Source organism: Ruegeria sp. BC3, from assembly GCF_056539265.1.
Window position 1 is genome coordinate 1,047,920 of sequence record NZ_JBQFUP010000001.1, and the last position, 14,576, is coordinate 1,062,495.

Sequence of the window (14,576 nt, forward strand, 5' to 3'; positions counted from 1 at the left end):
CCATGAGTTTCATCATCGAACTGCTGATCGCATTCTTCCTCGTCATTTCGGGCATCTTCGGTTTTGTCGGCTCGTACGGCATGATCAAACTGAAGGATCCAATGTCCCGTCTGCATGCGCCCACCAAGGCGACAACGCTGGGTGTGGGCGGCGTGTTGCTCGCCTCGATCTGCCATTCAGTCCTGCTTGAGGGCAAACTGTCCATGCACGAACTGCTTATCACGCTGTTTTTGTTCCTGACCGCCCCGATCACGGCCCTGTTCATTGCCAAATGGCACATTCACCGCCATGAAAAGCCCAGCGATCTGCCGGACGCGGGCGAAGATGAACTTTGGGCCACACACGCGGTTGAGCAGGTCGAAGACGTTCCTGATCACAGCAAGACCTGAATTTGATGCATCTCCCACCGCTGCCCCTGACCCGCGATCTGGTTTTTATCGGCGGCGGTCACACCCACGCTTTGCTACTTCGGATGTGGGGGATGAACCCGCTTCCCGGCGCGCGGGTCACCGTGATCAACCCTGGCCCGACTGCGCCTTATTCCGGAATGCTGCCGGGGTTCGTAGCGGGCCACTATTCCCGGTCCGAACTGGACATTGATCTGGTAAAACTCGCCCGTTTTGCCGGTGCGCGAGTCATTCTGGATGCGGCCCAAGGGATCGACACAGACCGGCATGAGGTCCACGTGGCAGGCCGCCCACCTGTGGCGTTCGATGTGGCTTCGGTCAATGTGGGAATTACCTCGGACATGCCTGCCCTGCCCGGCTTTGCCGAGCATGCCGTGCCCGCCAAACCGCTGGGGCCGTTCGCCGCCCAATGGACCCGATATCTTGAGGAACCTGGCGATGCCTCGGTCGCCGTTATCGGTGGCGGTGTTGCGGGGGCCGAGCTGATCATGGCTATGGCCCACGCTTTGCGTGAAAAGGGTCGTGCTGCGCAACTGACCCTGATCGACAATGCTCAGATTCTAACGGCCACCCTGCCCAAGGCAGCAGCGACTATTCGCAAGGCGATGGCCGATCTGGGCATTGAAATCATCGAGGGTGCAACCATTTCACACGTTGCCGCTGACCATGTTGCGCTGGACGATGGCCGTCAGGTTGCAGCCCAATTTGTGACCGGCGCGGCGGGCGCAAAACCTTATGGCTGGATCTCGAAGACGGGGCTGGACCTGCAGGACGGGTTCATCCGGGTCAACGCGCATCTGCAATCCAGCGATCCGGCCATTTTTGCCGCGGGCGACTGCGCTCACCTTACCGAGAACCCTCGCCCCAAGGCCGGAGTGTACGCCGTGCGCGAGGCACCGATCCTATTCCAAAATCTGCGCGCTGCACTGGGTTCCGGCACAACGCGCCCTTACGATCCGCAAAAGGACTACCTCAAATTGATCTCGCTGGGCGGGAAATCAGCACTGGGGGAAAGGCTGGGAACGTCATTCAGCGGGCCGCTGATGTGGAAATGGAAGAACCACATCGACCAAAACTTTATGAACAAATTCCGGGACCTGCCCCAAATGAAGACCCCGGCCTTACCCCGCCACCACGCGGCTGGCTTGATCGAGGCATTGGGCGAAAAACCCATGTGCGGCGGCTGCGGTGCCAAGGTGGGTCGCGGCGCGCTTCAGACTGCACTTGCCGATCTGCCGCCACCTTCCCGCAGTGATGTGACGTCGCTGCCGGGAGATGACGCTGCCCTTTTGAACACTGGATCCGCACGGCAGGTCATAACCACGGACCACCTACGCAGCTTTACGCACGATCCTGCGCTGATGACGCGCATCGCTGCCGTTCATGCACTAGGGGACATCTGGGCCATGGGGGCTCGTCCACAAGCGGCCACCGCGACGATCATCCTGCCGCGCATGTCCCCCGCGCTGCAGCACCGCACCATGGCCGAGATCATGGCGACCGCTTCGGACGTCATCCGCACTGTCGGGGCTGAGATTGTCGGCGGTCACAGTTCCATGGGGGACGAGATGACCATTGGATTCACCCTGACCGGGCTGTGCGACACCGACCCGATCACCCTGTCCGGCGCGAAACCCGGCGATGTGTTGATCCTGACCAAACCTTTGGGCAGCGGCGTTCTGATGGCAGCTGAGATGGCTGGCGCTGCAAAAGGCGAGTGGGTGGCGGCAGCCTTTGCGCAGATGGTTCAACCGCAGGGCAAATCCTCGGAGATACTGGCTGGTGCGCATGCGATGACAGATGTCACCGGCTTTGGATTGGCGGGGCACCTGCTGGGCATCGCCGAGGCGTCCGGCTGCGGGGCCACTCTGGATCTAGACGCGATTCCTGTGATGGATGGCGCGCTGGAGCTGAGCCAGAAAGGCATACGGTCAACGATATTCGAAGACAATCGCGCCATCGCGCCCGAGTTGCCGACCGGCGGCAAGGCGGATCTTTTGTTTGATCCACAAACGGCCGGTGGACTTTTGGCTGCCATATCGTCGGATCAGGCGCAGTTGATCTGCGACCGTTTGCGCGAAGCAGGGTGTCCAGCCGCGATCGTCGGGCAGATGACCGAAGCACCGGGATTACAGCTTCATAACTGATCCAAAACGGCTTCGATCTGGGATGCGGCAGCGGACAAACCTGGTGCGTCCAGCGTGGGGACTTCAATGGACGCAATGATCTTGGCTTTGCGCGCGCGGCTGGCTTTGGCATAAGCAGGATCGTAGTGCTGTTCGATCAAAGCCTGGGTCAGTGCCCGCTTGTCGCCCGCGTCGATCAGGGTCATCCACCCGTCCACCACATCGTGCCCGCGATGGAACCTCAGCGGCGACAGACGGTCGCGCAGGCGATCTTGATCCGACAGCACGTCATCATAGGCCGAGACCAGATACGCGGACCGCGCCTGAATCGACGCATTGATCTGAATTCTCGGAGCCTGACGCAATGCCGTCCACAGCGAAGGCGGCAGGATCAGAGACCCGATTTTGGATGACTCGGCCTCAACCACCACAGGACGCGCCGTATCCAGATGGCACAGCGCGGCGGCGAGGGCGGATTCAAACGCTTTTTGGCTGGGCTGACCGCCAGGCATCTCACCCAGCAACGATCCCCGATGATTGGCCAGACCTTCAAGGTCCAGAACCTGTACAGCGCGTTCCTTTAGATGGGTCAAAAGCTCGGTCTTGGCCGTTCCGGTATAGCCGTCCAGCGCAATCAATCGGTGCGGTAGCGGGTCATCATAAAGGTAACGGTTCACCAAGCGGCGGTAGGTGCGATAACCGCCCTCGACCACTTCGGCGCGCCAGCCGATCTGTTGCAGCATCCACGTGAACGAGCCCGATCTCTGCCCGCCGCGCCAGCAGTAGACCAAAGGCCGCCACCCGCCTTCGTGATGCGAAAGGCTGTTTTCGATATGGTTTGCCGCATTACGAAACACCAGCGCGGCCCCCAGTTTGCGCGCCAGGAAGGGGCTTTCTTGCACATAGATCGTGCCCACACGGGCACGTTCGTCGTTGTCCAAAACCGGCAGGCTGATGGCACCCGGCAGATGATCCTCGGCATACTCTGCAGGACTGCGCACGTCGATCACGGTGTCAAATTTATGCGCATAAAGGTCGGGAAGACTGTCGAATTTCAGAACCATGCCAAAGGTCTATCCCGCAGCGGTGTGATTGAAAAGTCAGGCGTCTATCGGTTCGATCAACTCAGGCCCGCTGGCGCGGTTTGAATTCACCGCAGGATCGACGCGGTGAAACGTCAGAACAGCTTCGGCCCCGGGTTGCATCAGTCGCGCAGCACCTTTGCCTGCCTCGCCCAGCCACAGGGGCCAGTCGTCGGGTTCCAGGATCAAAGGCATACGATGATGGATCGTGCTGAGGGTCCGGTTGGCGGGCGTTGTCACGATAGCGCAGGTGCCTTGCCGGGCCTCTTCTGGTCCCCAATCCTGCCATACGCCGGCGAAAGCAATCGGTGCGCCGTCCTGCCTGTGGATGTACCACGGCAACCGGTCGCCTTGTTCCGTCTTGGTCCATTCATAGAAGCCCGTCGCAGCGATCAGGCAGCGGCGTTCCCGGCAGGCCGCGCGAAATGCGGGTTTTTCTGCCAGCGTCTCGGCCCGTGCGTTAATCAGCAGCGGTCCCGCGTTTTCCGCCTTGTACCAATGCGGCAGAAACCCCCAGCGCAACGGATCGAGCGTACGCCCGTTTTCCGCTACGCGAACCACATGCACCTGATTGGTCGGACAAACATTGAAATTCGGAACGGCAGGCAGAGAATTGGCCGGGCGCGCAGCAAACAACTGCGCCATCGCATCGTTGGGAAGTGTTACGGCAAACCGTCCGCACATGCGCCTTGGCTCCGGGGGTAAGGTCAGGTCTTCGCAAGATGGACCAGCGCGCGCGGCAATGGCAAGCCGCGTTCAGCCATGAAAAAAGGCCGCGTCCAGCGCGGCCTTTTCGTAGTGTCCTGATTTGCAGGTTTACTTCTGCTGAATGCGACCGTCCAGATAGGGCTGATACGGCGCGTTCTCTGCCAGATACTCGGCCGTCACGTCGGCGAGGTCGGGACCGAAGTCATAGGCGTTCTTGTCGTCGCCCTCGAACATCTTGTAGCCATCGCCGCCATTGCGGACATAGTTGTTGGTGACCACCAGATAGGTCGCAGCCGGATCAATCGGCACAAATCCATCACCATCGGCCACCATCACCTCGACGATACGTCCTTCATTCGGAGCGACACTTGGATCCCAAGTGAACTTCATCCCGGCAACCTGCGGGAAGCGGCCTTTGACCTCTTCAACCTGGCTGACGCCATTCTCAAGCGCGTCGATGACGCCCTGACCGCTGATCTCAAAGGTCGACAGGGTGTTCTGGAACGGCAGTACGGTCAGCACTTCGCCCATGGTCACATCGCCCGGATCGATCGAGGCACGCAGACCGCCAGAGTTGGCAATCGCCAGCTGAGCGCCCTGATCCGCGACCCGCGCCAGCATGGCGTCGGCGACAAGGTTGCCCATCTCGCATTCCTGCACACGGCAGACGTTGCGGTCGCCCTGAATGGCTGCAGCCGAATTGGCCACGACCTGCTTTTTCATCTCTTCGATCGGTGCGCCCATTTCAGCGACGCGCGCTGCAATGTCAGCATTAGGTTCGACCGAAGCGTCCAGCAGGATCGGCTCACCTTCTGCCGAGACGAGGTTGCCGTCGTCATCGAAGATCATTGTAATTTCGCCCAGATACTTGGAATAGGCATAGGCCTGAACGACCGGAACGTCGCCCACCATCATCGGGTAAGGGCCAGCTGCACCATCTTGGGTGTTGGACAGCAGCGTGTGCGAGTGTCCACCGATCACCAGATCCAGACCGGGTACACGCTCGGCGATTTCAAGGTCTTTGGCCAAACCCACGTGGGTCAGCGCGATGACGATATCGACACCCTCGGCCTTCAGCGCCTCGACATCTGCGGTCAGGCTTTCGATCTCATCCTGAAACAGGACATCCTTGCCCGGGCTCGAGGTGTCCACGGTGTCCGTGGCCAGAGCTGAGATAAGTCCGATCTTTTCTCCGCCGAGTTCAAGAACCACGTGGTTCAGAACCCGATCTTTCAGTTCGGCAGACGAGGACAGATCAAGGTTACCCGAGATCACCGGGAAGCTGACCGCATCGACAAACGCTGCCAGACCTTCGGGGCCATCATCGAACTCGTGGTTGCCGACTGCCATTGCGTCATAGCCGATGGCCTCCATGAACTCGGCCTCTGCCGCGCCCTTGTAGGTCGTGTAGAACAGCGAACCCTGGAATGGGTCACCTGCATCAAGCAGCAGAACGTTTCCATCGCTCAGCGCGTCGCGGCGCGCGTCCACGATGGTTTTCAAGCGGGCAACACCGCCAAAACACTTGCCTTCAGCCTCGCCCTCAGCGTCGCAGGTCGAGTCATATTTGTTGATGGATTCAATGCGGCTGTGGATGTCGTTGGTGTGCAGAATCGTCAGCTTGTATTCGGCAAACGCCATGCCTGCGGTCAGGCTGAGCGCGGCGGCGGATGTCAAAAGACGGGTGAGCATAGTTTAACTCCCTATTGTTAATTGCGGCGATGTTGCGATGCGCAACGCCGAGAGTCAAAGGGGGAAATCCGGCTTGATTCTAACCTTGGCCCGGTGCATCACGACCCCATGCTGATTTACAAGATTTTCCGGGCCGATGAATGGGCCACGCTTCAGGCGCAGGGTGCCTCGGATGGTGCTCCGATCGATGTCTCAGACGGGTTTGTGCATTTCTCGACGGCTGAACAGGCCGCAGAGACCGCCGCCAAGCATTTCGCCGGGGTCGACGGGTTGACGCTGCTGGCCTGTGACGCAGACGCGATGGGTGATGAACTGAAGTGGGAAGTGTCGCGCGGCGGCGCGCTTTTCCCGCATCTCTACCGGCAGATCCGCATGGGCGACGTTGTCTGGTCACGTCCCCTTCCCTTTGACGGAACTGCGCACCAGTTCCCGAAAGAGATGGCATGAAAGGGTTCGTCGACCCCGACCGCGCCCAGTTCGAGGCTTTCAAGAACCTCGATCGGGACCACCCGATCGAAATGCTGAACCTCGTGAAATTCCGGGACACCGCTGAGTACCCGGAAGGGCACACGTTGGCGGACGCGGGCCTGACGGGGGCGCAGGCTTACGGCAAGTACGGCGCGGAAACTGCGCCGATCATTGCGCGCATCGGGGCCTCGATCCTGTGGCGCGGTGAATACCAGACGACGCTGATCGGCCCGCAGGACGAGGAATGGGATGAAGTCTTCATTGCCCGCTATCCGACCGCGCACGCGTTTCTTGAGATGGTGACAGACCCCGTTTACCGACAGGCGGTCGTGCATCGGCAAGCAGCCGTTGCGACCTCGCGTCTAGTTCGTTGCGCCCCGGCCCGGGGCGGAGAGGCTTTTGGATGAAACTGACTGAGAAACTGGGGCTGGCGGCCCTGCACCGTATGGACCCTGAAACGGCCCATGGTCTGTCGATCAAGGCGCTGAAGGCCGGGCTGGCCCCTGCTCCGGGTCCTGTGACATCGCCCCGGCTAAGCACCGAAGTTGCCGGACTGAAGCTGCCCAACCCGGTCGGGCTGGCCGCCGGGTTTGACAAAAACGGTGAGGTTCTGGGCCCGCTGTCCCGTGCCGGATTTGGCTTCATCGAGGTCGGTGCGGTAACCCCGCGTCCCCAACCCGGAAACCCGAAACCGCGCTTGTTCCGCCTGACCGAGGATATGGCCGCAATCAATCGGTTCGGCTTCAACAACGAGGGTATGGAGGTTATGGCGCGTCGTCTGGCCGACCGCCCAAAGGAAGCCATCATCGGCTTGAACCTTGGCGCGAACAAAGACAGCGATGACCGCCCCGGTGATTTCGCCAAAGTTCTGGCCCATTGCGCCGAGTATCTGGATTTCGCCACGGTCAACGTCTCCTCACCGAACACGGAAAAGCTGCGGGATTTACAGGGCAAGGCCGCGCTGACGGCATTGCTTAGCGGCGTGATCGACACCCGCAACGCACTGCCCCGCCCCTTGCCGATCTTCCTAAAGATCGCGCCGGACCTGACGGAGGCCGAATTGCAAGACATTGCCGATGTGGCCCGGGAAACCGGCGTGGATGCGGTGATTGCCACCAACACCACACTGTCGCGCGATGGCTTGCGCAGTGGCCACAAGGACCAGGCCGGTGGCTTGTCCGGCGCGCCTTTGTTCGAGAAATCGACCCGCGTGCTGGCGCACCTCAGCAAATTGACCGACGGGCAAATCCCGCTGATCGGCGTTGGCGGCATCGGCACGGCCAAACAGGCCTATGCCAAGATTTGCGCCGGGGCCTCGGCGGTGCAGTTCTACACGGCCATGGTCTATGGCGGCATCTCGCTGGCTGCCGAAATCGCCCAAGGTCTGGATGACCTTCTGGCGCAAGACGGTTTCACCTCGGTCGAGCAGGCTGTTGGCGGTAAAAGAGAGGACTGGCTGTGATCGAATACTGGCACAACCCACGCTGTTCCAAATCCCGCACCGGATTGGCGCTGCTGGAAGAAAACGGTGCGCAGGTCGAGGTTCGCAAATACCTTGAGGATGCGCCGTCCGCCGAGGAACTACGCACCGCCCTGTCCAAGTTGGACATCCCTGCGATCGAAATGATGCGCACAGGAGAAAAGCAGTTCAAAGAGCTGGGTTTGGCAAAAACGGCACCAGATAGCGACCTGATCAAGGCCATGGCCGAGAACCCCATTCTGATTGAACGCCCGCTAGCTATTTCCGGCGGCAAGGCTGCAATCGGTCGGCCGCCAGAAAACCTTTTGGCGCTGCTTTAAGCGATTTGCGCTTCCAGCTTGGGGTACCGCCATCCCAGCGTGACCCCGCGCGCAATGTTCAGAACCATCAGCGCGGCCCAAAGGCCGTGATTGCCGAAAGTCGGCACCAGCAAGAACAGGGCAACCACATAGATTGCAACTGACTGGATCATCGCTTGCCGCATGGCGCGGGTCCACGTTGCCCCGATATAGATACCGTCGAACATCCAGCTGGCCACCCCGATCACGGGGGCAAGCGCGGCCCAGAACAGGAACTCGCGCGCGGCCACCCGAACCTCGGGCGACGTCGACATAAGGTCGATCAACGCGGGTCCGGCCAGAAAGAAGGCGAGCCCAAGCGCAAATGCCCCGCCGATGCCCCATTGCGACGCCATGATCGACGCCCGCCTGACTTGCGCGCGGTCCCGCGCCCCTACCGCACCACCCACCAGCGCTTCGGCGGAAAAGGCAAAGCCGTCCAGAGCAAAGGCGGTGATCTCAAGGAATTGCAGCAGCACCTGATTGGCCGCCAGATTGACGTCGCCGAGATCGGAGCCAACAAACAAGAAGGTGGTGAACGCCCCGGTCAGCAGGACCGACCGCACCATGATATCGCCGTTGACCTGCATCATCCGACGCAGGCGCGCGGCGTCAAAAATCCGCGGCCAGTCGCGCCATTGGTTACCGCTGAAGGCGTCTCCGCACAGCCATAAGCCTAACGCCAGTCCGGTCCACTCGGCGATCAAAGTAGCAATGGCGACGCCTTCGACGCCCCACCCCAAGCCCAGCACGAACCAGAGGTCCAGCACGATGTTCAGCCCGTTCATCCACACCTGAAGGACGAACACGCCCTTGGTACGCTCAACCGCGATCAGCCAACCGGTGACCGCATAGAGCGCAATTGTCGCCGGTGCACCCCAGATACGGATTTCCAGATAGGCACGCGTAAAGGCCTCGACCTCGGGACTTGCCGGGGACAGCGCAAAAGCTCCCCAAAACACCCAAACCTGCGTGAGAATAAAGAACAGACCCGCCGCGCCGCCAAGTAACAGCCCGCGCATCAACAGGGCGCCCGTTTCCGCCGTATCTCCTGCCCCGCGCGCCTGTGCGGCAAGGCCTGTCGTTCCCATACGAAGAAACCCGAACACCCAATAGATGGTGGCCAGAATAACGGCGCCCATACCGACGGCACCGATAGGTGCGGCCTGCCCCATCTGCCCCACGACACCAGTATCGACCGCGCCCAGTATCGGGACGGTCGCATTGGACAGCACTATGGGCGCTGCGATCTTGAGCACCCGTTTATGCGTTATGGGTGCCGACGCGTCCTGCATGGCGTTTTGTTATCCGTCGGCTTTGGGCTGCGGCATCAGGAAATGCCCCGAAGCCTGCGCAAATAGCCGCGCGTGGTTATCCTGCCACGCCTCGACGCGCACCGATGCATACCGACGCCCGGCCCGACTGATATAAGCGCGCGCATATGCGTCGCGCGGCAGGCCTGAACGCAGGTAATCGACTGTGAAATCGACCGTCTTAGGGAAACGTACCTTCTGGTAGTCCGCGATATCGCTGGCTTCTAGCTCGCCAGTTTCGATCTTGGGCAGCAAGAAATCCCAGCTCAGGGTGATGACAGCTGTGATCTCCAGGAACGCCGCGGTTACTCCACCGTGTAGGGCGGGCAGCATCGGGTTACCGATCAGTTTGTTGTCAAAATGCAGCACGCCGGTCAGTTCGTCACCGCGGCGGTCGAACGTGGTGTTGAGAAACCGGATATAGGGAACACCTTCGACAATCGCTTTCAGCGCCGCATCCCGGCGTTGTTTGACGACCTGAACGGGTTCGGGACGAGTTCGCGCCATCACAGACCCTCCACCGTAAAGGAACCCGCAGCCGTGGCCACAGGCAGGCCCTCGGCCTCGTCCAAAGCCGTGGCCCGCACAAAGGCAACGTTCCGAGTGATGTGGTAGCAGGTCGCCTGGGTCGTGATGGTCTGCCCCGGCGTCGCCGCACGCATGTAGTCAATCCGAAGGTCAATCGTAGCCGTACCGCCCGGTGCCGATGGGTGGCTCATGACCGCTGCACCGCAACAGGTATCAAGTGCGGCGAAAACTGCGCCGCCGTGAATCACACCTGTGCGCGGATCACCGACCAGTTCTTCGCTGTACGGCATGCAAATCTCGGCCTTACCATCGCCGATCTCGGTCAGCTTGAGGCCCAGCGCCTTGGCGTGGGGGATCGCCTCGATGAACTGGCGCGCAATTGCGGCTTTGTCGACCATGTACTTGAATCCGTTCTTTTGGTTTATCCCTTTATGAGCCTGTGTCCGCCAAAAGAGCAAGCCCGCCGGTTGCGCTTGCCGTCGACAGAACATAGGCTGCGGCAGAGGAGATCAGGAATGTCCGACAACCGTTTGTCATTCAAAGAGATGTGCGCAGAGTTCGACGTGACTCCGCGTACCCTGCGCTACTATGAATACATCGAATTGCTGCAGCCCGACCGGGAAGGCAGATCGCGATTTTACGGACCGCGCGAATGCGCGCGTATGACGTTGATCCTGCGGGGCCGCAAATACGGCTTTTCACTGGAAGACATCCGCCAGTGGCTGCTGATCTACGAACATGAAGGCAACGAGGTTCAGATGCGTGCCTTTGTCGACGTTGCAGACAAACAGATCGTCGAGCTTGAGAAGCAAAAGCAGCAACTCGACGAGGCGATCGACGCCCTGACCCAGATGCGCGACGAGACCGCCAAATCACTGAAGTGATTCCTTCGGGACATCACACCACTGCCGGAAAATGATGCGAAATCCGCAATCTCTGCCCTTTTGAGAAGGTGCGGAGCGATCTGCTGTGGCGCTTGTCCGTCCAAAATTCCGTTACGTTAAATCGTCAAAAGTAGGAAATCTGCGACTTGACGCGTAAGGAAGTTACGTAAACCTAATTTGTGACGCAGCGTTCGCATTACGTAAACGTCATCGACGTGTTGTAACGACCGCAACGACTGCGCACCTAACTTTCACAGACGCCAGCCACAAGAGTACTGAAACCATGACCGAAGATCTGATGACCATCCGCGAGATGTGCGAGACTTACGACGTCACACCCCGGACCTTGCGGTTCTACGAAGCCAAAGAGCTTCTGTTTCCCATTCGTGAGGGCCAGAAACGGCTGTTCACCAAAAGCGACCGTGCGCGCCTGAAACTGATCCTGCGCGGCAAGCGTTTTGGCTTCAGCCTCGAGGAAATCCGCCAGCTTCTGGACCTCTATCATGTGGGCGACCAGCAGCTGACCCAGATATCGCGCACTTATGAGATCGCTTGCGAGCGCCTGGCCGACATGGAATCGCGCCGCGAAGAGCTGACGCAGGCCATCGACGACCTGAAAGAACAGTTGCGCTGGGGCGAAAAAGTCATCGCCTCAATGAAACAAGACAAAAAGGCTGCCGAGTAACCCCTCGCCTGCCTTCCACCCGGACATATGAATTAAAGGGAGCTTCACATGCCCGTCTACAACGCACCAACCAAAGACACGCAGTTCGTGCTGCACAATGTTCTGAAAGTCTCGGAATCCGACATTCCAGGATACAGCGAACTTGAAGCAGAATTCACCGGTGCAGTGCTGGAAGAAGCAGGCAAAGTTGCCACCAACATTCTGCACCCGCTGAACGTTGTTGGCGACACCGAAGGGTGCCGTCTGGAAAATGGTATCGTATACACACCCACCGGCTTCAAAGACGCTTTCGAGCAAGTCAAGGAAGGTGGCTGGACCGGCTTGGACATGCCCGAAGAATACGGCGGTCAGAATATGCCCCAGGTTCTGGGAACGGCTGTCGGCGAGATGTTCTCGGCATCGAACCAGGCTTTCACCATGTACCAGGGTCTGACCCACGGCGCGGCCTCGGCCATTCTGGCACACGGAACCGATGAGCAGAAAGACAAGTATCTGCCGAATATGGTCAGCTGCGAATGGACTGGCACCATGAACCTGACCGAACCGCATTGCGGTACCGATCTGGGCCTGATGCGCACCAAGGCGGAACCACAGGGCGACGGCAGCTACAAAATCTCCGGCCAGAAGATCTTTATCTCGTCCGGCGATCACGACATGGCCGACAACATTATCCACCTGGTGCTGGCCAAAATCCCCGGCGGCCCCGAAGGCATCAAGGGCGTTTCGCTGTTCATCGTGCCCAAGTTCATCGTGAACGAGGACGGTTCGCTGGGCGAGCGTAACGGCGTCTCGGTCGGCAAGATCGAAGAGAAAATGGGCATCCACGGCAACTCGACCTGCGTCATGAACTATGACGAGGCGACCGGCTGGCTTCTTGGCGAAGAGCACAAAGGCATGCGCGCCATGTTCACCATGATGAACGAAGCGCGTCTGGGCGTTGGTATGCAGGGTCTGAGCCAGGCTGACGCGGCTTTCCAGAACGCACTGGAATACGCCAAGGACCGCCTGCAGGGTCGCGATGTGACCGGTGTGAAAAACCCCGATGGCCCCGCCGATCCGTTGATCGTTCACCCGGACATCCGCCGCAACCTGATGGACCAGAAAAGCTTCACCGAAGGCGCGCGCGCGTTCATCCTTTGGGGTGCAACCATGCTCGACAAAGCGCACCGCTCGGGCGACAAGGATGCGGACGGGCTGATCTCGTTGCTGACACCGGTCATCAAAGGCTTCCTGACCGATCAGGGCTATGACATGACCGTGCAAGCTCAGCAGGTTTATGGCGGCCACGGCTACATCGAAGAATGGGGCATGTCGCAATACACCCGAGACGCCCGTATCGCGATGATCTACGAAGGTGCAAACGGCGTTCAGGCGCTGGACCTTGTGGGCCGTAAACTGGCGCAGGACGGCGGCAAGCATGTTATGGCGTTCTTTGAGATGGTCAAAACCTTCTGCAAGGAAAACGCAGGCAAAGACGAAGCCTATGACAAGGCCTTCATCGAGCCGCTGAAAGCTGCGTCCAAGGATCTGCAGGCCGCTGGCATGTATTTCATGCAGGAAGGCATGAAGAACCCGAACAACGCGCTGTCCGGTTCTTATGACTTCATGCACATGTTCGGCCATGTCTGCCTGGGCCTGATGTGGGCACAGATGGCGAAAGCCGCGCAAGAAGCTCTGGACGGTGGCGCATCGGACAAAGAGTTTTACGAGACCAAGATCAACACCGGCCGTTTCTACATGGCGCGCCGCCTGCCCGCGACTGCGATGCACCTGTCGCGCATCCAGACGGGCGCGGACACGGTGATGGCTCTGGACGCAGCGAACTTCTGACCTCAGTCTGGGTCCGGGTAGCACTGCCCGGGCCCAGCTTTTCGGAGGACACCACATGCCAAAACGTTTTCGCCTGACCCGCCGGTTTCCCGTCGCCATGACCGAAGACGGCTATCGCAAGCTCAAGGCGTTCTCGCGCGAGGCCGGGTTAGACGAGGGAGAGGCACTGTCGTTTCTGTTCGAGAACTTCAACAGCGTGATTGATGAGGAGAACCTGACCCACCGCCTGCGTATCTTCAATTCCGAACTCGAAGAACGCAAACGCTAAACCTGAACGCAATTGGGCGTGTTTTCAGCAAGTCGAACCGGGTCACCATAAGGCCCTTTGGTTCGCCTTACTCGAAATTCGCGAATTTCGGTTTGGCAGAATACGCCTTGGGAGGGGCACCCAGATGACAATCAAGCTGCATTGCTTCGGAGAAAGCGGAAACAGCTACAAGGCTGCTTTGGCCTTGGAACTGTCCGGACTGGAGTGGGAGCCGGTCTTTGTTGATTTCTTTCAGGGTGTGACCCGCACGCCGGAATTCCGTGCTGATGTCAATGAAATGGGTGAAGCACCTGTTCTGATCGACGGTGACTTTCGCATCAGTCAGTCCGGGGCCATTCAAGCCTATGTGACCGAGAAGTCCGGGAAATTCGGCGGCAAAACCCACGAGGAGAAATACGATGTCCTCCGCTGGGTTCTGTGGGACAATCACAAGCTCAGCTCGATGGCAGGGCTGACGCGGTTTTTGGTGAATTTCCTGCCGGAACAGCACCGCAACCCGGACGTGATAGCCTTTAACCAAGGCCGCTTGAAAGCCGCCTATGAGGTTCTGAATGCCCATCTTGAAGGCCGCGACTGGATCGTCGGAGATGACATCACCAACGCGGATCTCAGCTGCTGCGGCTACCTGTATTATCCCGAACCATTCGGCTTTGACCGCGCCGACTGGCCCCATATCGACGCCTGGCTGACCCGCTTGTCGGAACAACCCGGCTGGAAACACCCCTATGACCTGATGCCCGGCAAATTGTCGGATCGAGCTTAAGGAG

The 14,576-nt window shown here is 59.5% G+C and carries 17 protein-coding genes; 11 read left to right on the plus strand and 6 right to left on the minus strand.

The features are described 5' to 3' along the window. Positions 1-2: 2 nt before the first annotated feature. Positions 3-389: a Na+/H+ antiporter subunit G gene (locus tag ACR0MV_RS05215; protein WP_480701192.1), complete on the plus strand. Its 387-nt coding sequence runs from the start codon at positions 3-5 to the stop codon at positions 387-389. Positions 390-394: 5 nt separating this feature from the next. Next, the gene (selD, locus tag ACR0MV_RS05220) at positions 395-2,554 is read left to right on the plus strand and encodes a selenide, water dikinase SelD (RefSeq protein WP_480701193.1); all 2,160 of its coding nucleotides are present in this window, start codon (positions 395-397) and stop codon (positions 2,552-2,554) included. Here selD and mnmH read toward each other — a convergent pair. The 3 genes from mnmH to ACR0MV_RS05235 form a co-directional block, all read right to left on the minus strand. Then, positions 2,545-3,597 carry a tRNA 2-selenouridine(34) synthase MnmH gene (gene mnmH, locus ACR0MV_RS05225; RefSeq protein WP_480701194.1) on the minus strand — a complete coding sequence of 351 codons (1,053 nt, stop codon included), beginning with the start codon at positions 3,595-3,597 and terminating at the stop codon, positions 2,545-2,547. The two genes, selD and mnmH, sit on opposite strands and share 10 nt — an antisense overlap. A 36-nt stretch (positions 3,598-3,633) precedes the next feature. Beyond that, on the minus strand, positions 3,634-4,299 hold the full coding sequence (locus ACR0MV_RS05230; protein WP_480701195.1) for an SOS response-associated peptidase: 666 nt from the start codon (positions 4,297-4,299) through the stop codon (positions 3,634-3,636). A gap of 132 nt (positions 4,300-4,431) precedes the next feature. Then, complete coding sequence (locus ACR0MV_RS05235; protein ID WP_480701196.1) at positions 4,432-6,015, minus strand: bifunctional metallophosphatase/5'-nucleotidase; 1,584 nt, start codon at positions 6,013-6,015, stop codon at positions 4,432-4,434. Positions 6,016-6,123: 108 nt separating this feature from the next. Here ACR0MV_RS05235 and ACR0MV_RS05240 point away from each other — a divergent pair, with 108 nt between their 5' ends. From ACR0MV_RS05240 to arsC, 4 genes are read left to right on the plus strand one after another with little or no spacing between them, the layout of a single operon-like run. After that, positions 6,124-6,462, plus strand: coding sequence for a DUF952 domain-containing protein (locus ACR0MV_RS05240; RefSeq protein ID WP_170426560.1), 339 nt, complete (start codon positions 6,124-6,126; stop codon positions 6,460-6,462). Beyond that, complete coding sequence (locus ACR0MV_RS05245) at positions 6,459-6,890, plus strand: DUF1330 domain-containing protein (RefSeq protein ID WP_170426561.1); 432 nt, start codon at positions 6,459-6,461, stop codon at positions 6,888-6,890. Before ACR0MV_RS05240 ends, ACR0MV_RS05245 begins: the two co-directional genes overlap by 4 nt. Beyond that, on the plus strand, positions 6,887-7,945 hold the full coding sequence (locus tag ACR0MV_RS05250) for a quinone-dependent dihydroorotate dehydrogenase (protein ID WP_480701197.1): 1,059 nt from the start codon (positions 6,887-6,889) through the stop codon (positions 7,943-7,945). The genes ACR0MV_RS05245 and ACR0MV_RS05250 overlap by 4 nt, the downstream gene beginning before the upstream one ends. Beyond that, positions 7,942-8,283, plus strand: a complete 342-nt coding sequence (arsC, locus tag ACR0MV_RS05255; protein WP_480701198.1) for an arsenate reductase (glutaredoxin) — start codon at positions 7,942-7,944, stop codon at positions 8,281-8,283. Before ACR0MV_RS05250 ends, arsC begins: the two co-directional genes overlap by 4 nt. Here the strand turns inward: arsC and ACR0MV_RS05260 are convergent. The 3 genes from ACR0MV_RS05260 to ACR0MV_RS05270 are packed head-to-tail and all read right to left on the minus strand — an operon-like array spanning position 8,280 to position 10,540. After that, the gene (locus tag ACR0MV_RS05260) at positions 8,280-9,596 is read right to left on the minus strand and encodes an MATE family efflux transporter (RefSeq protein WP_480701199.1); all 1,317 of its coding nucleotides are present in this window, start codon (positions 9,594-9,596) and stop codon (positions 8,280-8,282) included. The two genes, arsC and ACR0MV_RS05260, sit on opposite strands and share 4 nt — an antisense overlap. Positions 9,597-9,605: 9 nt before the next feature. Then, positions 9,606-10,121: a PaaI family thioesterase gene (locus ACR0MV_RS05265; RefSeq protein WP_480701200.1), complete on the minus strand. Its 516-nt coding sequence runs from the start codon at positions 10,119-10,121 to the stop codon at positions 9,606-9,608. Further along, positions 10,121-10,540, minus strand: a complete 420-nt coding sequence (locus tag ACR0MV_RS05270; RefSeq protein ID WP_475202211.1) for a PaaI family thioesterase — start codon at positions 10,538-10,540, stop codon at positions 10,121-10,123. Before ACR0MV_RS05270 ends, ACR0MV_RS05265 begins: the two co-directional genes overlap by 1 nt. Positions 10,541-10,657: 117 nt before the next feature. On the opposite strand from ACR0MV_RS05270, the gene ACR0MV_RS05275 reads away from it, so the two are divergent. The 5 genes from ACR0MV_RS05275 to ACR0MV_RS05295 all read left to right on the plus strand — a co-directional run bounded on the left by ACR0MV_RS05275 (position 10,658) and on the right by ACR0MV_RS05295 (position 14,572). Next, a complete protein-coding gene (locus ACR0MV_RS05275; RefSeq protein WP_170426567.1) occupies positions 10,658-11,026 on the plus strand; it encodes a MerR family transcriptional regulator in 369 nt (122 codons plus the stop codon). Between the two features lie 283 nt (positions 11,027-11,309). Then, complete coding sequence (locus ACR0MV_RS05280; RefSeq protein ID WP_170426568.1) at positions 11,310-11,711, plus strand: MerR family transcriptional regulator; 402 nt, start codon at positions 11,310-11,312, stop codon at positions 11,709-11,711. A gap of 48 nt (positions 11,712-11,759) precedes the next feature. Beyond that, the gene (locus ACR0MV_RS05285) at positions 11,760-13,541 is read left to right on the plus strand and encodes an acyl-CoA dehydrogenase C-terminal domain-containing protein (RefSeq protein ID WP_170426569.1); all 1,782 of its coding nucleotides are present in this window, start codon (positions 11,760-11,762) and stop codon (positions 13,539-13,541) included. A 55-nt stretch (positions 13,542-13,596) separates the two neighbouring features. Then, positions 13,597-13,809, plus strand: a complete 213-nt coding sequence (locus ACR0MV_RS05290) for a hypothetical protein (protein ID WP_170426570.1) — start codon at positions 13,597-13,599, stop codon at positions 13,807-13,809. A gap of 124 nt (positions 13,810-13,933) precedes the next feature. Beyond that, positions 13,934-14,572 (plus strand): glutathione S-transferase family protein, encoded by a 639-nt coding sequence (locus ACR0MV_RS05295; RefSeq protein ID WP_170426571.1) that lies wholly within the window; start codon positions 13,934-13,936, stop codon positions 14,570-14,572. Positions 14,573-14,576 lie beyond the last annotated feature (4 nt).